The sequence below is a fragment of the Pseudomonas sp. PME37.24/025 genome, assembly GCF_055556615.1.
This window is the reverse complement of the sequence record NZ_JBVHNK010000004.1, coordinates 259,820-280,368: the sequence shown is the minus strand read 5'-3', so window position 1 is coordinate 280,368 and position 20,549 is coordinate 259,820. Positions and strand designations below refer to the sequence as shown.

General features: G+C 60.8%; 17 protein-coding genes. 5 read left to right on the top strand and 12 right to left on the bottom strand.

Annotation, left to right across the window (positions count from 1 at the left end; translation table 11 throughout):
• The first annotated feature begins 9 nt into the window (after nucleotides 1–9).
• The 4 genes from ACZ3HH_RS09995 (at nucleotide 10) to ACZ3HH_RS09980 (ending at nucleotide 4,736) form a co-directional block, all read left to right on the top strand.
• A complete protein-coding gene (locus tag ACZ3HH_RS09995) occupies nucleotides 10–2,448 on the top strand; it encodes a TonB-dependent siderophore receptor (protein WP_465804252.1) in 2,439 nt (812 codons plus the stop codon).
• A 69-nt stretch (nucleotides 2,449–2,517) separates the two neighbouring features.
• Nucleotides 2,518–3,648 carry a PepSY-associated TM helix domain-containing protein gene (locus ACZ3HH_RS09990; RefSeq protein ID WP_465804251.1) on the top strand — a complete coding sequence of 377 codons (1,131 nt, stop codon included), beginning with the start codon at nucleotides 2,518–2,520 and terminating at the stop codon, nucleotides 3,646–3,648.
• Nucleotides 3,645–3,824, top strand: a complete 180-nt coding sequence (locus tag ACZ3HH_RS09985) for a hypothetical protein (RefSeq protein WP_461968633.1) — start codon at nucleotides 3,645–3,647, stop codon at nucleotides 3,822–3,824. Before ACZ3HH_RS09990 ends, ACZ3HH_RS09985 begins: the two co-directional genes overlap by 4 nt.
• 282 nt (nucleotides 3,825–4,106) lie before the next feature.
• Nucleotides 4,107–4,736 (top strand): glutathione S-transferase, encoded by a 630-nt coding sequence (locus ACZ3HH_RS09980; protein ID WP_123719735.1) that lies wholly within the window; start codon nucleotides 4,107–4,109, stop codon nucleotides 4,734–4,736.
• Between the two features lie 210 nt (nucleotides 4,737–4,946).
• Here the strand turns inward: ACZ3HH_RS09980 and creD are convergent, their stop codons facing one another.
• From creD to rloA2, 4 genes are all read right to left on the bottom strand, one after another.
• The gene (gene creD, locus ACZ3HH_RS09975; RefSeq protein WP_465804250.1) at nucleotides 4,947–6,317 is read right to left on the bottom strand and encodes a cell envelope integrity protein CreD; all 1,371 of its coding nucleotides are present in this window, start codon (nucleotides 6,315–6,317) and stop codon (nucleotides 4,947–4,949) included.
• Between the two features lie 203 nt (nucleotides 6,318–6,520).
• The gene (gene creC, locus ACZ3HH_RS09970) at nucleotides 6,521–7,939 is read right to left on the bottom strand and encodes a two-component system sensor histidine kinase CreC (RefSeq protein WP_465804249.1); all 1,419 of its coding nucleotides are present in this window, start codon (nucleotides 7,937–7,939) and stop codon (nucleotides 6,521–6,523) included.
• Nucleotides 7,939–8,619, bottom strand: coding sequence for a two-component system response regulator CreB (gene creB, locus ACZ3HH_RS09965; RefSeq protein WP_465804248.1), 681 nt, complete (start codon nucleotides 8,617–8,619; stop codon nucleotides 7,939–7,941). Before creB ends, creC begins: the two co-directional genes overlap by 1 nt.
• Nucleotides 8,620–8,678: 59 nt before the next feature.
• A complete protein-coding gene (rloA2, locus tag ACZ3HH_RS09960) occupies nucleotides 8,679–9,185 on the bottom strand; it encodes a retropepsin-like aspartic peptidase RloA2 (RefSeq protein WP_007904116.1) in 507 nt (168 codons plus the stop codon).
• 353 nt (nucleotides 9,186–9,538) lie between these two features.
• Here rloA2 and ACZ3HH_RS09955 point away from each other — a divergent pair, with 353 nt between their 5' ends.
• Complete coding sequence (locus ACZ3HH_RS09955) at nucleotides 9,539–10,423, top strand: acyltransferase (protein WP_465804247.1); 885 nt, start codon at nucleotides 9,539–9,541, stop codon at nucleotides 10,421–10,423.
• Between the two features lies 1 nt (nucleotide 10,424).
• Here the strand turns inward: ACZ3HH_RS09955 and ACZ3HH_RS09950 are convergent, their stop codons facing one another.
• The 8 genes from ACZ3HH_RS09950 to glyA form a co-directional block, all read right to left on the bottom strand.
• Nucleotides 10,425–11,033, bottom strand: a complete 609-nt coding sequence (locus ACZ3HH_RS09950) for a DUF2780 domain-containing protein (protein WP_465804246.1) — start codon at nucleotides 11,031–11,033, stop codon at nucleotides 10,425–10,427.
• A gap of 252 nt (nucleotides 11,034–11,285) precedes the next feature.
• Nucleotides 11,286–12,485: a formaldehyde dehydrogenase, glutathione-independent gene (gene fdhA / locus ACZ3HH_RS09945; RefSeq protein ID WP_008008145.1), complete on the bottom strand. Its 1,200-nt coding sequence runs from the start codon at nucleotides 12,483–12,485 to the stop codon at nucleotides 11,286–11,288.
• Nucleotides 12,486–12,691: 206 nt separating this feature from the next.
• A complete protein-coding gene (purU, locus tag ACZ3HH_RS09940; RefSeq protein ID WP_007907570.1) occupies nucleotides 12,692–13,549 on the bottom strand; it encodes a formyltetrahydrofolate deformylase in 858 nt (285 codons plus the stop codon).
• A gap of 180 nt (nucleotides 13,550–13,729) precedes the next feature.
• Entirely contained in the window at nucleotides 13,730–14,362 is a 633-nt protein-coding gene (locus ACZ3HH_RS09935; protein WP_465804245.1) for a sarcosine oxidase subunit gamma, read from the bottom strand.
• A gap of 130 nt (nucleotides 14,363–14,492) precedes the next feature.
• Complete coding sequence (locus ACZ3HH_RS09930) at nucleotides 14,493–17,510, bottom strand: sarcosine oxidase subunit alpha (protein ID WP_465804244.1); 3,018 nt, start codon at nucleotides 17,508–17,510, stop codon at nucleotides 14,493–14,495.
• Entirely contained in the window at nucleotides 17,507–17,836 is a 330-nt protein-coding gene (locus ACZ3HH_RS09925; RefSeq protein WP_447794922.1) for a sarcosine oxidase subunit delta, read from the bottom strand. Before ACZ3HH_RS09925 ends, ACZ3HH_RS09930 begins: the two co-directional genes overlap by 4 nt.
• A gap of 14 nt (nucleotides 17,837–17,850) precedes the next feature.
• Nucleotides 17,851–19,101, bottom strand: coding sequence for a sarcosine oxidase subunit beta (locus ACZ3HH_RS09920; protein ID WP_007947735.1), 1,251 nt, complete (start codon nucleotides 19,099–19,101; stop codon nucleotides 17,851–17,853).
• A gap of 23 nt (nucleotides 19,102–19,124) precedes the next feature.
• Nucleotides 19,125–20,378 (bottom strand): serine hydroxymethyltransferase, encoded by a 1,254-nt coding sequence (gene glyA, locus ACZ3HH_RS09915; RefSeq protein ID WP_465804243.1) that lies wholly within the window; start codon nucleotides 20,376–20,378, stop codon nucleotides 19,125–19,127.
• Nucleotides 20,379–20,549: the final 171 nt, after the last annotated feature.

The window sequence follows — 20,549 nt, the reverse complement described above, 5'->3', positions numbered from 1 at the left end:
AGCCGCTGTATGTCCCGTCCGCTAGACACCGTGTTGCGCCCCCGTTTGCTGGCGGTCGCCATTGCCCTTTGCGCCCCTTTGGCCAGCGGTCCACTGATTGCCGCCGAACAGGCGTCCAGCGTTCGCGCCTACAACCTGCCGGCTGCGCCATTGGCCAGCACCCTGAACCAGATCGCCAGCCAGGCCGGTTTGGCACTGTCGTTGAATCCGTCGCTGGCAGCGGGCAAGACCTCGGCCCCGGTGAAGGGCCCGTTCGATGCCACCGGCGCCCTGTGGGAAGCCTTGCGCGGCACCGGTCTGCAACTGGAACAGAGCAGCGCCGGCACCTACAGCCTGGTGACAGCGCCCGAGGGCGTAATGGCCTTGCCGGAAACCGCGATCATCGGTGCGGGCAACGCCGAAAGCGCTTGGGGCCCGACCGAAGGCTACCTCGCCACCCGCACGGCGGCAGGCACCAAGACCGACACCGCGATTGCCGAACTGCCTCGCTCAGTCTCGGTGGTCACCCGCGAGCAAATGGATGATCGCTCCGTGCTCAGCCTCAACGATGCCCTGCGCTACACCGCCGGGGTACAGAGCAGCGGTTATGGCTCGGACTCGCGCAACGACTGGCTGCTGGTGCGCGGTTTTATTCCGACCCAGTTCCTCGATGGTTTGCCATTGCCAAAAGGCACCTATGTCACGCCGAAAATCGAACCGTGGAACCTTGAGCGCATCGCCGTCCTGCGTGGCCCGGCGTCCTCGGTCTACGGCCAGACACCGCCCGGCGGTCTGCTGGACATGGTCAGCCGTCGACCCGAGGTACAAAGCAGCCACGAAGTGGAACTGCAGGCCGGCAGCAACGAACACAAGCAGATCAACTTCGACAGCACCGGCAAGATCGACGACGAAGGCCAGTTTCTCTATCGCGTGAGCGGCGTGGTCCGGGACAGCAATGCGCCGGTCGATCACATTCCCGACAAACGTTACAACCTGGCACCCAGCCTGACCTGGAACATCAATGACGACACACGACTGACGTTGCTGTCGCAGTACACCCGCGACGACACCGGCATCACCGGGCAGTTTCTGCCGCTGCAAGGCACAAAACTGAGCACGCCCGCCGGCAAGATTTCCCATCACAAGAACCTCGGCGATCCGGACTGGGAATTCTACGACCGTACCTATTACGCGCTGGGTTATGCCTTCGAACACCGCTTCAACGACACCTGGCAGTTCCGCCAGAACCTGCGCTATACCAAGAACGATCTGGAATTTCAGGGCATCACCGCCGGCGGGCAGATCTGGCCAGCCGGCCCGGATGAAGCGGTCAGCGACGACGGCACCATTCAGCGCACCGCCGGCAAAGTCGATGAAGACATCAGCCAGTTCGCCGTGGACAACAACTTCCAGGCCGACTTTCAGACTGGGGCCCTGAGCCACACCTTGCTGCTGGGCCTGGACCACCAGCGCTCCAACAGCAATTCCCGCTGGTTGTGGGGTTCGGCGGGCGTGCCGTCCAGCAACATCAATCGGCCAGTGTACGGACAGGACTTTTCCAACGTCTCCTACTTCACGATGTATGACTACAACCAGAAAACCCAACAGACCGGTCTCTACGCTCAGGACCAGATTGCCCTGGACAACTGGCGCCTGACCCTCGGCGGGCGTGAAGACTGGGTCCACACCGGCACGGTGTTTCATAATCAGAACGATGCGACCAACACTCAGCGCGACAAGAAATTCAGCGGCAACGCGGCGCTCAGCTATGTCTTCGACAATGGCGTAACGCCCTATCTGTCGTACGCGGAGTCTTTCCAGCCAGCAACCGGTGCCGCAATCAACAGCACCGATTCGTTCAAGCCGACTGAAGGCAAGCAATACGAAGCCGGGATCAAGTACCAGCCACCCGGTACCAAAACGCTGCTGACCGCTGCCGTATTCGAGCTGACTCAGGAAAACCTGTCGGTCACCGAAAACAACATCACCCGTCAGGTGGGTGAAGTCCGGGTACGCGGTCTGGAGCTGGAAGCCAGCGGCGACGTTACCGACAATCTCAAACTGGTCGGTTCGTACACCTACAACGACAGCGAAATCACCAAAGGCGCCAGCGCCGAAAAAGGCCAGCGCATGGCCCAGGTCCCGCGCAATCAAGCCACCGCGTGGGCCGACTACACCTGGCACAACGGCGTGCTCGAAGGTTTCGGCGTGGGCGCTGGCGTGCGTTATGTCGGCGACACCTACGGCAATACCACCAACACCGATTGGGGCCACGTCGGCTCCTACACCGTGTATGACGCCTCGGCCCATTACGATCTCGGTCGCCTGAACAGCTCACTCAAGGGTGTGTCGGTGGCGGTGGATGCCAAGAACCTGTTCAACAAGGACTACCTGTCCACCTGCGACGATTTCTACTGCTACTACGGCGACGAACGCAACGTGGTCGCCAGCGTGAATTACAAGTGGTAACGGATTGACCCCATCGCGACAAAACAAGGGTCACGGCGCAGCCGTGGCCCTTTTGCATTTGGATGAATCATGAAAAGCAAAACCATCCGCCGCTGGTCCTGCATTCACACCTGGACCAGCCTGATCTGCACGGCATTCCTGCTGATGCTGGCCCTCACCGGCCTGCCGTTGATCTTCCACCACGAGATCGACCATCTGCTGGGCGATGCCGCCGAGTTGAAATCGATGCCGGCCGATACCCCGCAGCTGAATTTGCAGCAGTTGGTGCAAGCGGCTGAAAAGCATCGTCCCGGCGACGTCATGCAGTATTTCGGTTACGACGAAGAAGACCCTAACGGCGTGATCGCGATCATGGCGCCCACCGCCGGCACCGAGCCGAACTCGTCCCACACCTTCATGCTCGACGCTCGCACCGGCGAAGCATTGGAAATGCCATCGGCCAATGGCGGGGTGATGATGGTCATGCTGCGCCTGCACGTGGACATGTTCGCCGGCCTGCCGGGCAAGTTGCTGCTGGCGTTCATGGGGATGCTGTTTGTGCTGGCGATTGTTTCCGGAACGGTGCTGTACCTGCCGTTCATGCGGCGTTTGAAATTCGCCACCGTGCGCCACGACAAATCCACCCGCCTGCGTTGGCTCGACTTGCATAACCTGATCGGCGTGGTGACCCTGACCTGGGCCCTGGTGGTCGGCGTGACCGGCGTGATCAGTGCCTGCGCCGACTTGCTGATCGCCGCGTGGCGCAACGACAGCCTGAGCGCGATGATTGCGCCTTATCGCGAAGCGCCGCCGCTGACTCAATTGGCGCCTGCAACCCGTCTGCTCGACATCGCCAAAGACGTCGCGCCGGGCATGCAGCCCGACTTCATCGCCTTCCCCGGCACACGGTTTTCCAGCGAACACCATTACGCCGTGTTCATGAAAGGCAGCACCCACCTGACCTCGCACCTGCTGACGCCGGTGTTGATCGACGCCAGCACCCTGCAAGTCACGGCGGTGGCCGAACGGCCGTGGTACATGGACGCCATGGGCATGTCGCAGCCGCTGCACTTCGGTGACTACGGCGGCATGCCAATGAAAATCCTCTGGGCGACCCTCGATGTGCTGACCATCATCGTGCTCGGCAGTGGGGTTTATCTGTGGGTGGTGCGGCGCAAGGTCGCGAAACCTGTGCTCGAAAGTGCGGAGTGCCCTACATGAGGCCGAGACAGTCGAGTTTCTGGAAGGTCTTCGCCACACCAACTGTCATTGCACTGCTCAGTGCCGCGGGGCTGTTTGCCGCGTTGCTGGGCGATGGCGTGTGGGATGCATTGAGCTGGCTCGGGCTGGGCATCCCCGCCATCCTCGCCTTGCGCGGGCTGCTGCAACGCCACTGAATGGCACAAAAACCTGTGGGAGCGGGCTTGTGTGGCGAGGGGGCTTGTCGGAACGCCGCATCGCCCCGTTGGGGTGCGAAGCGCCCCTGAAACCAGTCGCCACGATCTTGAATCAGAACGTGGTCATCGGGTTACGATTGCTTCGCAACCGAACGGGGGCAAGCCCCCTCGCCACACAAGCCCGCTCCCACACTTCGTTCCGTGCTCAACCGTGAGCTCGTGCTTGAGCTCAAGCACTAAAGCGCTATGCTGCCGACACTGCCCATGATCGAGATCGTCGCCATGTCCGCCCCCAGCATGACCTTGTTCCACAACCCTGCGTCGCCCTTCGTTCGCAAAGTCATGGTGCTGCTGCACGAAACCGGTCAAACGAACCGCGTGGCGCTGCAAGCCAGCCAGCTCACGCCGGTCAGCCCGGATCTGGCCCTCAACGAAGACAACCCGCTAGGCAAGATTCCGGCGCTACGTTTGGCCGATGGCAATGTGTTGTACGACAGCCGGGTGATCCTCGACTATCTCGATCATCAGCACGTCGGTAATCCGCTGATCCCTCGCGACGGCTCGGCGCGTTGGCGGCGCCTGACCCTGGCTTCCTTGGCCGACGGGATCATGGATGCCGCGGTGATGGTTCGCTATGAAGTGGCCCTGCGCACTCCGGAAAAACACTGGGACGAGTGGCTCGACAGTCAGCGCGACAAGATTCGTCGCGCTCTGGCATTGCTGGAGGCCGACGCGATTGCCGAGCTGACCAGCCATTTCGATGTTGCGGCGATCAGTGTGGCCTGTGCCTTGGGTTACCTGGATCTGCGCCATCCGGATCTGGAATGGCGCAAAGAGAATCCGAAGCTGGCAGAGTGGTATTTTGAGGTGAGCCAGCGGCCTTCGATGATTGCGACGATGCCCAAGGTTTAGATGTTCGCTGGCTGTACCGGCCTCTTCGCGAACAGGCTCGCTCCCACATTTAATCTTTGGTGTGCACAACCTTTGTGTTCACTGGAGATCTTTTGTGGGAGCGGGCTTGCTCGCGAATGCACCACACCGGATCCAACGGAAACAACCCGGCAATCCGCGTCGCCAACACCTCTCCCACCCGCTGATCCTCACGCAACCCCAACGACCGGCTCATTCCACGGCTCCAATATCAAAGGCCAGCGGCTTGGCGGTTTTTTGCCCGATCCCGTACCAGTCCAGCTTTCGGGTCAGCACCATGAACACGCCCAGCAGCCCGAACAGCAGCAGCGAGCCCATCAACAGCGCGTAATCCTCGGCGCTCAGCAAGCCGTAGAGCAAGCCATACAACGCCGCCAATCCGGCCGAAAAACTCAACCCGTGATGCACGCTGCGCAGCACATGACAGACATAGAAACCGATCAACAATACGCAGCCAGTCGCCGACAGCAGGTACGCCAGGGCAAAGCCGATGTGCTCGGACAGCGACAACAGCAGCAGGTAGAAAAACGCCAGCGCGACACCCACCAGGGCGTACTGCACCGGGTGCACCGCCAGGCTTTTCAGCACTTCGAAGAGGAAGAAACCGGCGAAGGTCAGGACGATGAACAGCAACGCGTATTTGATTGCCCGGTCGCTTTTCAGGTACTGGTCCACCGGGTCGATGAAACTCACGCCGAAGCTGCGACCGCTGAACGCCTCGCACTGACCGCCAGACACGCAACTGTTCAACGCCTCTTGCAGGTTGGTGGAGAAAAACGAAGTCTGCCAGTTGGCGGTGAAACCCTGATCGGTGATTTCACGCTGAGCCGGTAGATAATTGCCGATGAAGCTGGGGTGAGGCCAATTGGCGGCCAGTGAAACCTTGCTGGTCTTGCCCACCGGGAGAATCTGCAACTGGCCGGTGCCTTGCAGGCGCAAGTCGAAACCGAAGGCCATTTCCGTAGGCTGTTGGGTGTCCAGCGCCGGCAGCGTCACGTGCACACCCTCGCCCAACCAGCCCACCTGGCTACCCGGTACAAAATCCAGTTTCTGGCCATTGAGCTCGAGTTTCAGCGCATTCTCGATGCCGCGAATGTCGCTGATACCGACAGCGAGGAACGGTTGGTCGAAGCGGTAATCGGCGAAGTCCTCCTTGATGCCCAGTTGCGCCGGGACCGAGAAATGCCCGCTGATGCGGTTATCGGCATGGAACAGCCGCGCCTCGTAGATACCCCGGGCGCGCAGCTCGGTCTGGACCTGGCCGTCGAGTTCGAAGCGCTCCGGCAGGAAATACAATCGGCCGCGCTCCTCGCCGACATCCTGGTAACGCTGGTTGGTTTTCTCGTTGGTTTTCCAGGTACGCACCGTTTTGCGATAGGGCACCACCATCAGCGGGCCGCTCAGTTGCTGGCTGTAGCTGGAACTGCGAGCGATGTCTTCGAGCACACCGTCACGCAGTTGTTGCCGCTCCTGGATCACGCCGTTGATCATCAGCAACGGGATCAGCAGCAACAGAATCAAAAGGGCAATCGCCCCGAGTTTTAGGGTCAGGCTACGGTTCATGGGACTCTCCCTGTTTGGATGGGGAAAGTCTGGAGTCGGCGTGTGGGAGTTTTATGGGGGGAATGTGGAGAGTGTGTGGAGACTGCGGTGGCCCCATCGCGAGCAGGCTCGCTCCCACATTTGATCTTCGGTTCGCATATATTTTGTGTTCGATGGAGATCCCTTGTGGGAGCGAGCCTGCTCGCGATGGCCACGACTCGGTCCTAAGGCAGGCGCAACGTGACCTCTACACCGCCGTCGACATTACCGATACTCATCGCCCCGCCATGCAACTTGACCACCTCTTCAACGAAGTTAAGCCCCAACCCCGTACTTTTACGCCCACTGTCCGGACGCGGCAGTGAGTAGAAGCGCTCGCTCAAGCGCGGCAATGCATAGTCGGGAATCGCTTCGGCCTGGTTGAATAGCCTGAACTCAATGTACTCATCGATTCGTTTGGCGCTGAACCGCAGCACGCCTCGAGCCGGGGTGAAGTCCAAGGCATTCTCCAGCAGATTGCCCAGTGCCTGACGCAACAGAAACGGCTCGCCAAGCAGGTTCAAATCCGCTGCTATTTGCAGTTCCACACACAACTGCTTGCCTTCGATTCGTGCAGCCTGCGCGCTTAACAGCTCTTCCACCAAACTCGCCAACGGCACGGCCACGCGCTCTTCCAGCCCTTGACGCTGTTCCACCTGTGCCAGGTTCAACAGCCGTTCGATCAACTGTTGCATGCGTGCACTTTCGCTGTCGATGTTGCTGACGAATCGCTGCTGCTGAGCCAGCGGCATTTCGCCTTGCAGTAACTCCGCCGCACCACGGATCGCCGCCAGCGGGCTTTTCAATTCATGGGTCAGGGTGTGCACATAACGCTCGACGTAGGCTTTGCCTTCGAGCTGGGTGCGCATCTGTTCCACCGCCGTGGCCAGTTGCTCCAGTTCGCCGCCACGATAATGCGGCACCTCGACCCGACGACCTTCGCTGACTGCCTGGGCATACGCCGTCAACCGCCGCAGCGCCGCGCTCAGCCACCACGATAACAACGCACCGAACAGCAAACCCAGGCCAATCAGCCCGGCGCCATAAATCAGCAATCGCCGCTCGGTGCGATCAACGTAGGGCTGCAGCGAGCTGTTGGGCTTGGCCACCGTCACCACACCGATGATCTGGCCGTTGTCGCGAATCGGTGCCCCAACGTGCATCACCGACGAGTTCGAATCATCCGGGTTGCTGCGCGTCGAACGAGCGCCGTACTCGCCGCGCAAGGTCAGGTAGACATCGTTCCAGCGCGAGTAGTCCTGGCCCACCGCAATGCCGTTGGAATCCAGCACCACAATGCCCTTGGCATCGGTGACGTAAATCCGGTGGTTGACCTGATTCTTCGGCATGCCCCAGATACTCGCCTTCGGTTGCCGTTCACCGTAAGCCTTGAGCAACTCGGGCCAGCGGTTCTGGCTGAGGGTGCCAGCCTTGAAGTCGTCGCGCAGGATCTCGGCCATCAGGTTGGCGGTGTCCACCAGGGTTTCTTCGGTGGACTGGCGCACGCCGGGGCGAATTTCTTCCATCACGGTGTTGAGCACAAAGTAGCCGGTCAGGCCGATAAACAGCACGTAGACCAGAAAAATCCGGATCCCCAGTGGCATCAGCTGTGCCCCGGGCTATAGCTGTAACCCAGGCCCCGATGGGTCTGGATCGGCTCGGCGTCGGCCTTCACCTGGCGCAGTTTGGCGCGCACGCTCTTGATGTGGCTGTCGATGCTGCGCTCGTAACCGGCATCGGCGGCCACGCCCAGCGCATCGAGCAATTGCTCGCGGCTGAAGACTCGCTCAGGTTGTTCCAGCAGGCATTGCAGCAAACGAAACTCATGGCGAGTCAGGCTCAGCGGCTGGCTGCGATAGCTGATCTGCACCCGTTCACTGTCGATGCGAAACAGCGCGGACGCCGTCTCCGCCACCGGTCGTGGCGCCATGCGTTTGAGAATCGCCCGGACCCGCGCCGCCACTTCCCGAGGGCTGAAGGGTTTGACCACGTAATCGTCGGCACCGATCTCCAGGCCCACCACCCGATCGATCTCTGCATCACGGGCGCTGAGGAAAATCACCGGCACTTCGCTGAAACGCCGCAACTGCTTGCAGGTCTCGAAGCCGCTGATGTCTGGCAGGCCGATATCGAGGATGATCAGGTCGGCCGGCGTGGCGCGCTGATGTTCAAGCGCCGCCGCGCCAAGGCTCAACCAAGTGGTGGTGAAGCCCTCGCCCTGCAAGGCGAAAATCAGGGTGTCGGCAATCGCCGCTTCGTCTTCGACAATCAGGATATGAGGCATGGCGTCCAAGCACGGCAGTTAAGTTGCCGAACGGTGCCCCAAGGCTGATTCGCCGTCAATCAGCAGTCGGGTTTGTCTGCCGTAAAACGCCGTGCCGGGTTCACCGCCGCACCGAATTCACGCAGTGCTTTGGCGCCGATCAGCAGCGGGTAATTGAAGCTGCTGCGGTCGGTGAGGTTGACCTCCACGGTGCGCTTGACGTTGCCCAGGCACAGTTCCAGATCGACCACCGGACGCTTGGTGGGTTCGATCGCTTCCTTGTCATCGTCGTCTTCTTCGGAGCGGGTCTTGATCTTGCTGATCCGCGCGACCTTGTGTTCGTAGACCTTGTTGCTGGCGCCTTTGGTGGCGAGACGGAAACGCACCCATTCGTCGCCGTCGCGAGTGAAGGTTTCGATGTCTTTGGCCGACAGCGACGCGGTCAGGGCGCCGGTGTCCATTTTGGCCTTGAGGACTTCGCCGCCGATTTCCGGCAGCGCGATGTATTCGTAACGCCCGTACAGGGTCGGCTCGGCGGCCAGGACCGGCAGGGCCACGAGGGAAAGCAGTGCAAGGAGGGATTTCACGTAGGGGGCTTCCTTAGGGAATGTGGAGGCATGGCCGAATTCTAGACCGTAAAAAACAACGATAGTTGGTCAGCCTCACGCCTATGTGGCGAAGGAGCTTGCTTGTGGCGAGGGGGCTTGCCCCCGTTCGGCTGCGCAGCAGTCGTAAAACGGTCTATATGGTGTACCTGAAAAATCGCGGGGCCTGGTTTTGGGAGTCCTTCGGCCTCCAACGGGGGCAAGCCCCCTCGCCACAGAGAACTCATAACGCTGGAAGCATAACCAGACAAACGTGAAACATTCGTCACCGCCAATTTGGCCTGTCGCCTGAAGCTGCTTATCATGGCGCGCCCAAACGCTTTCAAGAGTTACTTATGCGCCGCCTGCTCACCGGCTGTTTCGTTACCCTGCTGTTGTTGCTCAACACCCTGGTGCTGTTCGGGCCTTTGATGGTGTTCGCCCTGCTGAAGCTGCTCCTGCCCGGGCGCTTTCGCGATTACGCCTCCTGGACGGTGATGTGGATTGCCGAAACCTGGGCCGAAATCGACAAGCTGATCTTCCGACTGTGCATTCCCACCCAATGGGACATTCGCGGCGGCGACGATCTGCGCCGCGACACCTCGTATCTGGTGATCGGCAACCATCAATCCTGGGTCGATATCCCGGCGCTGATCCAGGCGCTTAACCGGCGCACGCCATTCTTCAAATTCTTCCTCAAGAAAGAACTGATCTGGGTGCCGTTCCTGGGCCTGGCCTGGTGGGCGTTGGACTATCCGTTCATGAAGCGCTACACAAAGGCGTTTCTGGCGGAAAACCCGGAGCTGGCCGGCAAGGATTTGGAGATCACTAAAGAAGCCTGCGAGCTGTACAAGCGTCAGCCAGTGACGGTGGTCAATTATCTGGAAGGCACTCGATACACCTCGGCGAAAAGCGCTCAACAGCAGTCACCGTTCACCCATCTGCTCAAGCCCAAGGCTGGCGGCGTGGCTTTTGTGCTGGCGGCGATGGGTGAACAGCTGGATGCCGTTCTCGATGTGACAGTGGTGTATCCGCAGCAGAAGATTCCAGGGTTCTGGGATTTGATCAGCGGCAACGTGCCGAGGGTGATCATCGACATCCAGACCCGCGAACTGGACCCGGCGCTGTGGCAAGGCGATTACGAAAACGATCCGGTGTTTCGTGAAACGGTCCAGAACTGGGTCAACCAGCTCTGGATCGATAAGGACCGGCGCATCAAGGCGCTACGCACCGAGGGCTGACTCAGCTACCGGTGCCGGTGCCCCAGATCCCGCCCAGATTTTGCAGCAGCGAACCGGCGACGCCTTGCTGACCGAGGTATTGCAGAATCACCGGGGCAAACATGCCGATCATCCCGGTGTCCATGCCCAGGGCGCTAAAGGCGCTGTTCAGGTCGTTGGTGTCCTTGACGTTACCCAGCAAGCCATCGAGCAACGCATTCTTGTCCGAACCGGCGCCGAGCAGCCCACCCAATCCATTCAGGCCACTGATCGCGCTGTTACCGGCGATCTGAGCGAGGCCCGGCACGTTTTTACTCAGCTCGGAGAAGTCCTGGCCGCTGAGCTGATTCCTCGCCAGCCCCAGCATCGCACCGGCGCCGCCGATGGCCTGCTCCGGGGTGATATCGAGCTGCGAGCCCAGGGTATTGAGCAAACCGGCGGCCTTGGGCGCCGCCGCCACGATGCCATCGGCCTCATCGCCTTCATCATCGCCTTCGTCGCCCTGTATCGCCGAAACCGCTTTGGCCGCATCAACGAGGCTGAACTGTGCAAAGGCCGGGCTGGCGGCCAGCGTCGTCAACGAAGCAACAGCCATGAGCGATGCCAGTGCAAAACCGCGTGAAACTTTCATCCAGACATCCTCTAGTGGCATGAAAAACCGCCCGGTAACGAGGCGGAAAAACTGCCGATTTGACCGGGTATCTGGTGGCATGTTCCCCCGTCACGTCGATGAAACGTGAAACCCCGGACTCACGCGATGAATGGCACATGGGGCACCCGGATCTGGCGGAAGAAATGAGGCGAGCCTTTGTGCCGAGGCGGTGATGTGCCCCCCCAAAAAAAACGGCGACCCGAGGGTCGCCGTTTTGCTTTGCTTGAAGCCTTACGCCGCGCTGAACAACTTGTGCGGATCGATCACAAACTTCTTCGGCACGCCCGCATCGAACTCGCCATAACCACGTGGCGCGTCATCCAGGCTGATGACTTCAACACCCACGATGTCGGCAATCTTGATGCGATCCCACATGATCGCCTGCATCAGTTGGCGGTTGTATTTCATCACTGGCGTCTGGCCAGTGTGGAAGCTGTGGGATTTGGCCCAGCCCAGACCGAAGCGAATGCTCAGGCTGCCCATTTTCGCGGCCGCATCCACAGCACCTGGATCTTCGGTCACGTACAGGCCAGGGATACCGATTTTGCCAGCCACGCGAACCACGCCCATCAGGGAGTTGAGCACGGTTGCCGGGGCTTCGTGTTTCACGCCTGCATGGCCGTGACCGCGGGCTTCGAAGCCCACCGCATCGACGGCGCAATCCACTTCTGGCTCGCCCAACAGTGCAGCGATCTGTTCGTGCAGTGGGGTGTCTGTCGACAGGTCGGCGATTTCGAAACCCTGAGCCTTGGCATGGGCCAGGCGGATCGGGTTGACGTCACCGATGATCACCACCGCAGCACCCAGCAGGCGAGCGGAAGCGGCAGCTGCCAGGCCAACCGGGCCGGCGCCGGCGATGTACACGGTGCTGCCAGGGCCAACGCCGGCAGTCACTGCGCCGTGGTAACCGGTGGGCAGGATGTCGGAGAGACAGGTCAGGTCACGGATTTTTTCCATGGCCCGGTCGCGATCTGGAAGTTTCAGCAGGTTGAAGTCGGCATACGGCACAAACGCGTATTCGGCTTGGCCACCGGTCCAGTCACCCATGTCGACATAACCATAGGCACCGCCCGGACGCGCCGGGTTAACGCTCAGGCAGACGCCAGTATGTTGCTCTTTGCACGAACGGCAACGGCCACAGGCAACGTTGAAAGGTACCGACACCAAGTCGCCGATCTGCAGGTTCTCGACACCGCTGCCCTTCTCGATCACTTCACCCGTGATCTCGTGGCCCAGCACCAGACCGGTCTGAGCGGTGGTGCGACCGCGCACCATGTGCTGATCGGAACCACAGATATTGGTGGAAACTACGCGCAGGATGACACCGTGCTCGATCTTCCTGCCGCGCGGGTCCTGCATTTTGGGATAGTCGATTTTCTGTACTTCGACCTTGCCAGCGCCGAGATACACCACACCACGATTACCAGACATGCTTTCACCTCGCTGTTGTTTTTATGTAGCGGTCGCGTCGCCAGGAAGCGGCGGCGCGTTGATTGCTCGGGTTATTGCCTGTGTCTTCTTGCGTTGTCTGTTGGGGCCTCATCGCGGGCAAGCCCGCTCCCACAGTGGATCTGGGTGGGCCCAAGGTTTGTGAACGACCCAAACCCTGTGGGAGCGGGCTTGCCCGCGATGGCGATCTAAAGAACGACGGTGCGATTGGCGTTCAAAAACACGCGTCGTTCAATGTGATAACCCACGGCCCGCGCCAGGGTCAGCCCTTCGATATCCCGCCCCTTGGCGATCAAATCTTCGGGGTAGTGACTGTGGTCCACGGCCTCTACGCCCTGGGCGATGATCGGTCCTTCGTCCAGGTCGTTGTTGATGTAGTGCGCCGTGGCGCCGACCAGTTTCACGCCCTTGTTGTAGGCCTGGTGATAGGGTTTGGCACCCTTGAAACCCGGGAGCAGGGAGTGATGAATGTTGATCGCCTTGCCATCGAGTTTGCGGCACAGCTCCGGCGACAGGACTTGCATGTAGCGCGCAAGAATCACCAGTTCAGCGCCGGACTCTTCGACCACCTGCCAGACCTGACGCTCCTGCGATGGTTTATCGTTCGGGTCCAGCGGGAAATGGTAGTACGGAATCTGGTGCCAGTCGGCCAACGGCTTGAGGTCCGGGTGGTTGGAGACCACGGCGACCACATCCATCGACAACTGGCCGATGCGCTGGCGGTAGAGCAAGTCGTTGAGGCAGTGATCGGCCTTGGAAACCATGATCACCACTTTTGGCCGGTGGTGCGGCGGGGTCAGCTCGAAGACCATCCCGAAGGCGTCACCACGCTCTGCCAAACCTGCGCGGAAAGCTTGTTCGTCGAAGCCATCGGGCTGGCGGAATTCCACGCGAATGAAGAAACGACCCGAGAGCCGGTCATCGAAGGAATGGTGCTCGGTGACGTAGCAGCCCTGCTCGAACAGAAAGCGGGTCACCGCATCCACGGTGCCGAGGACGCTAGGGCAATCGGCGGTCAGAATCCATGTGTCTGGGGCGCGGCTCATAGTGCGGTGACTCCTGTTCGAAAATACCTACGCGACTGCGAAGACCTGTGGCGAGGGAGCTTGCTCCCGCTGGGTTGCGAAGCAACCCCTATTTCAGCAACCGCATTCCTGCAGATGGAACGCGGACTCAGGTTTTACGACTGCTGCGCAGCCGAGCGGGAGCAAGCTCCCTCGCCACAATTACGCCTGAACGCTAAGCCCGTATTCGGCGGCCGCATCCTGCAACCACAACCACCAGTAATCCGAGAAGCTGCGACGGATCAGCAGTTCCCAGGTGTCTTCAGCGGTATGGCGGATCATCAGTTGCGACTTGGCAAACACGGTGCCGACAGCCTTGCCCACCGGGAAGCTGTTGGGGTGCACGTCGTAGCTGGTGGACTTCATCAGCACCTGGCGTACGTTCGGGCCGCTGAGTTCGAGGATCTGTTGGCCACCGCTGACGTTGACGATCTGGATGTGCAGGTCGCCCAGGGCTTTGCGCAATTTCTGCTCGGCGGCGAATTCTTCACCGGTCGGCACGATCAGCAGCCATTCATCCGGCCCCATCCATTGCAGGCTGGTTTCACCCTTGATCACCACGGTCAACGCGGCTGGCAGCTCCAGGCCCAGGGCCTTGTGCACGCCGGCAGCGAACGCTGGATCATGGCCATCGCCACGAATGGTCAGGTGGCCGAGGAGTTTTTTCTCACGCACGATCACGCCGGCGTTCTTGCGGCCCTTGCCCACCAGGCTGGCGAGATCGGCGTGATGCAGCGACGACTCGGCCTTGGCCCCGGTGGTTGGGCGTTGTTGGTAAACATTGGCTGCGGTCATAAAGCACCTGTTCCTGAATTCAATTTCCTGTGGGAGCGTGGCTTGCCCGCGATGGGAGCAACTCGGTCTGCCTGTGGCACCGCGTTATCGTTCATCGCGGACAAGCCCGCTCCCACAGGGGACTGTGGTGTTACACGTTCTGGCGATCGCCTTTCGGATCGAAGAACACCGAAGAAACGATTTCCGCCTCGATCACGCTGCCGTCGGCCAGCGGTGCGAACACCCGCTCACCGATGCGCTTCAGGCCGCCCTTGACCACACCCATGGCAAACGAATAGCCGAGGGAGTTGTGCAGGTAGCTGGAAGTCACGTGACCGACCATGGTCATCGGGATGGTTTGCTTGGTGTTGAACACCAGTTGCGCACCTTCCGGCAGCCATTTGGTCGGATCGATCGGCTTCAGACCAACCAGCTGTTTGCGCTGATCACGCACACAGTCTTCGCGGTTCATGCCACGCCAGCCGATCCACGAGAACGGTTTGGTGCGACCGACACACCAGCCCATGTTCAGGTCGTCCGGGGTCATCGAGCTGTCAGTGTCCTGGCCAACGATGATGAAGCCCTTCTCGGCCCGCAGCACGTGCATGGTTTCGGTGCCGTACGGAGTCAGGTTGTACTTCTTCCCGGCCTCGACGATTTTCTCGAGCACTCCCATCGCGTAGTCGGCCTGCACGTTGACTTCGTACGACAGCTCACCGGTAAACGAAATCCGGAACACCCGCGCCGGCACACCACCGACCAGAGCTTCTTTCCAGGTCATGAACGGGAAAGCTTCGTTGCTCAGGTCGACGTCGGTGACTTCGCTGAGCAGCTTGCGGCTGTTCGGCCCGGACAGGGTCATGGTTGCCCAGTGATCCGTCACGGAAGTGAAGTACACCTTCAGGTCTGGCCATTCGGTCTGATGGTAGATTTCCAGCCATTGCAGCACGCGCGCAGCGCCGCCGGTGGTGGTGGTCATCACGAAATGGTTGTCGGCCAGGCAGGCGGTCACGCCGTCGTCGAACACCATGCCGTCTTCTTTGCACATCAGGCCGTAGCGCGCCTTGCCCACGTCGAGCTTGGTCCAGGCGTTGGTGTAGATGCGGTTGAGGAACTCGCGGGTGTCCGGGCCCTGGATGTCGATCTTGCCCAGGGTCGAAGCATCCAGCAGGCCGACGCTGTCGCGCACGGCTTTGCATTCGCGCTTCACGGCGGTATGCAGGTCTTCACCGTTTTTCGGGAAGTACCAAGGACGTTTCCACTGACCGACGTCTTCGAACTCGGCGCCGTTCTTCACGTGCCAGTGATGCAGCGCGGTGAAACGAACCGGCTCGAAGATATGCCCACAGTGACGACCGGCCACGGCGCCGAAGGTCACCGGCGTGTAGTTCGGGCGGAACATGGTGGTGCCCATCTGCGGGATGGTCACGTTCAGCGAACGGGCGGCGATGGCCAGACCGTTGACGTTGCCGAGCTTGCCCTGATCGGTGCCGAAGCCCAGTGCGGTGTAGCGTTTGACGTGCTCGACCGACTCGAAGCCTTCGCGGGTCGCCAGTTCGATGGCGGCAGCAGTGACGTCGTTTTGCAGGTCGACGAATTGCTTCGGCGCCCGTGCGGTGGCTTTTTCGTGAGGCACCTGGAACAGCGCCAGCGTCGGTTCTTCCAGACGGCTCAAGGCTTTCGGCAAAACGCCTTCGACCTTGCCGAAACCGGCTTCGCTGGCCGCGCGAGCGCCGCCTTCAAAACCGTCGGCCAGCGAATCGCCGAGGCCGTAGACGCCGTTGATGCCACCGACGCACACGCGTTTTTGCGGTGCTTCGCCCGGTACGAAACCGAGGATGTCTTCACGCCAGATCGGCTTGCCGCCCAGGTGCGAAGCCAGGTGAACCACCGGGCTGTAGCCGCCGGAGCTGGCGACCAGGTCGCAATCGAGCCATTCGCCCGGGCTGGTCACGGTGTGTGCTTTTACATCGATCGCGGCAACGCGAGCGGCGGTGACGTGCTTGCTGCCACGGGTCTCGATCACGGCGCTGCCGGTCAGGATGCGGATGCCTTTGGCGCGCGCTTCTTCCACCAGCGCACCGCGAGGGTTGCTGCGGGCATCGGCGATCGCGACTACTTGCAGACTGGCGTCGAGCCAATCCAGCGCTACGCGGTAAGCGTGGTCGTTGTTGGTCGACAGCACGAGCTTTTTGCCCGGTGCCACGCCGTAACGACGAACATAAGTCGACACAGCGCCGGCGAGCATGTTGCCCGGTACGTCGTTGTTGCCGTAGACCAGTGGACGCTCGTGAGTACCGGTCGCCAGCACTACACGCTTGGCGCGAACCCGGTGGATGCGCTGACGCCCCTGGCCAATCGGGGCGCGGTCGCCGAGGTGATCGGTGAGGCGCTCGTGAATGGTCAGGAAGTTATGGTCGTGGTAACCGTTGACGGTGGCGCGCGGCAACAGCAGCACGTCCGGGGTGTTTTTCAGCTCGGCGATGACGCTGGCGACCCATTCGGTAGCGGGTTTGCCGTCGAGGCTTTCGCGGGAATCGAGCAGGCTGCCGCCGAACTCTTCCTGCTCATCGGCCAGGATCACACGCGCACCGCTACGGGCAGCCGCCAGTGCAGCCGCCAGACCCGCAGGGCCAGCGCCGACGATCAGCACGTCACAGTGCTGGTTCATGTAGTCGTAGGTGTCCGGATCGTTCTCGGTCGGCGAGCGGCCAAGGCCGGCAGCCTTACGAATGTACTTCTCGTAGGTCATCCAGAACGATTGCGGGTACATGAAGGTTTTGTAGTAGAAACCCGGTGGCATCAGCTTGCCGCCGACCTTGCCGAGAATCCCCATCATGTCGTTGTTCACGCTCGGCCAGCCGTTGGTGCTGGTGGCGACCAGGCCTTGATACAACGCTTGTTGCGTGGCGCGCACGTTCGGGATCTGCGTGGCTTCGGTCGCACCGATCTGCAGCACAGCATTCGGCTCTTCGGCACCGGCGGCGAAGATGCCGCGCGGGCGCGAATACTTGAAGCTGCGGCCGATGATGTCGACACCGTTGGCCAGCAAGGCTGCGGCCAGGGAATCACCTTCAAAGCCTTTGTAGACCTGGCCGTTAAAGGTGAAGCTCAGCACTTTGTTACGGTCGATGCGTCCGCCGTTGGACAGGCGATTGATCTGGCTCATACCTTCTCTCCCAGAGCCGTGGCGGCCGCTTTCGGGCTGTCGGTCTTGTCGGTGAACTGCGGCTTGGCGCCGATCTTGTAGGTTTCGAGAATCTCGTAGGTCACGGTGTCACGGGTGACGTTGAAGTACTGACGGCAACCGGCAACGTGATCCCACAGCTCGTGGTGCAGACCGCGCGGGTTATCGCGGAAGAACATGTAGTCGCCCCACTCCTCGTCGGTGCAGGTGTTCGGATCCAGTGGACGCGGGATGTGCGCCTGGCCGGATGCATGGAATTCCTCTTCGGAGCGCAGTTCGCCGCAGTGAGGACAGAAGATATGCAACATGGGGATTTCTCCTGTTAGTGGGCAACCGCAGCAGCGCCGTGTTCGTCGATCAACGCACCGTTGTGGAAACGGTCGATGGAGAAAGGTGCAGCCAATGGGTGCATTTCACCCTTGGCCAGGCTGGCGGCAAATACGTTGCCCGAGCCAGGTGTTGCCTTGAAGCCACCGGTGCCCCAACCGCAGTTGAAGAACATGTTCGGTACCGGGGTTTTCGAGATGATCGGGCATGCATCCGGCGTGGTGTCGACGATGCCGCCCCACTGACGGTTCATGCGCACGCGGGACAACACCGGGAACATCTCGACGATGGCTTGAATGGTGTGTTCGATCACCGGGTACGAACCACGCTGGCCGTAGCCGTTGTAGCCGTCGATACCGGCGCCGATTACCAGGTCGCCCTTGTCGGACTGGCTGATGTAACCGTGTACGGCGTTGGACATGATCACGCTGTCGATAATCGGCTTGATCGGCTCGGACACCAGCGCTTGCAGCGGGTGCGATTCGATCGGCAGACGGAAACCGGCGAGTTTGGCCATGTGCCCGGAGTTACCGGCGGTGACCACACCGACGCGCTTGGCGCCGATGAAGCCCTTGTTGGTTTCAACGCCGATGCACACACCGTTTTCCTTACGGAAACCGATCACTTCGGTCTGTTGAATCAAGTCGACACCCAAGGCGTCAGCGGCACGGGCAAAGCCCCAGGCCACGGCATCGTGACGGGCCACGCCGCCGCGACGCTGGACGGTTGCGCCCATCACCGGGTAGCGAGTGTTCTTGGAGCAGTCGAGGTACGGAATCTCGTCGGCTACCTGTTTGGCATCGAGCAGTTCGCCGTCCACGCCATTGAGGCGGTTGGCGCTGACCCGACGCTCGGAATCACGAATGTCCTGCAGGGTGTGGCACAGGTTGTAAACGCCACGCTGGGAGAACATCACGTTGTAGTTCAGGTCCTGGGACAGGCCTTCCCACAGTTTCATCGCGTGTTCGTACAGGTGCGCCGACTCGTCCCACAGGTAGTTGGAGCGCACGATGGTGGTGTTGCGCGCGGTGTTACCGCCGCCCAGCCAGCCTTTTTCGACCACGGCCACGTTAGTGATGCCGTGCTCTTTGGCGAGGTAGTAGGCGGTCGCCAGACCATGCCCGCCACCGCCGACGATGACCACGTCATAGACCTTTTTAGGGGTCGGCGTGCGCCACATCTTCTGCCAGTTTTCGTGATGGCTGAGGGAGTGTTTGAAGAGGCCGAAGCCCGAATAGCGTTGCATAGTCATTTACTCCAAAACCGCGCTCAGCGATAAACCGGGAAGTCCGCGCACAGGGCTGCCACTTGCTGCGCGACATTGGCCTCGACATCGGCATCGCCGAGGTTGTCGAGGATGTCGCAGATCCAGCCGGCCAGCGTGACGCACTGGGTAACCTTGAAGCCGCGAGTGGTCACCGCCGGGGTGCCGATACGCAGGCCGGAGGTCACGAACGGCGACTGTGGATCGTTCGGGACAGCGTTCTTGTTCACGGTGATGTGGGCGCGACCGAGTGCTGCGTCCGCCTCTTTGCCGGTGAGGCCCTGACGGATCAGGCTGACCAGGAACAGGTGGTTATCGGTACCGCCGGACACTACATCGTAGCCGCGTTTGATAAATACGCCGGCCATGGCCTGGGCGTTATCGATCACTTGCTGCTGATAAGCCTTGAAGCCAGGCTCCAGCGCTTCCTTGAAGCACACCGCCTTACCAGCGATCACGTGCATCAGCGGGCCGCCCTGGGCACCGGGGAAAACTGCCGCGTTGAGCTTCTTCTCGATTTCTTCGTTGGACTTGGCCAGGATCAACCCGCCACGTGGACCGCGCAGGGTCTTGTGGGTAGTGGTGGTGACCACATCGGCGTAAGGCAGCGGGTTCGGGTACAGGCCGGCAGCGACCAGACCGGCAACGTGGGCCATGTCGACGAACAACAGCGCACCGACCTTGTCGGCGATCTGGCGGAAGCGCGGGAAGTCGAGGGTCTTGGAGTAAGCCGAGAAGCCGGCAACGATCATCTTCGGCTTGCACTCGACGGCCAGACGCTCGACTTCGTCGTAATCGATCAACCCGGTTTTGGTGTCGATGCCGTACTGCACGGCGTTGTACAGCTTGCCCGAGGACGACACTTTGGCACCGTGGGTCAGGTGACCGCCGTGGGCCAGGCTCATGCCGAGGATGGTGTCGCCGGCTTGCAGCAGCGCCAGGTACACGGCGCTGTTAGCCGAGGAACCGGAGTGCGGCTGAACGTTGGCGTAATCGGCGCCGAACAATTGCTTGGCGCGCTCAATGGCCAGGGCTTCAACCTTGTCGACGTGCTCGCAGCCGCCGTAGTAGCGCTTGCCCGGATAACCTTCGGCGTATTTGTTGGTCAGGCCACTGCCTTGCGCTTCCATCACGCGCTTGCTGGTGTAGTTCTCTGACGCGATCAGCTCGATGTGATCTTCCTGGCGTTGCTCCTCGGCATTCATCGCCGCCAGCAGTGCATCGTCGTAGCCCTTGATCTGGTCTTGCTTGCTGAACATCGCGTCTCTCCCAGCGGCATCTATGCGCCATTCGTCTCGGTAAGGCACTGGCGTTTCGGCAGTGCCCTTTGGATGCGATGGTATGACCGGCGCAGACAGTTCAAATGCCTACGGACGCCACGCAAAGGTGCGTTTACGACATGGGCCAAAAAGGCAAGACCAAGGAAGGCT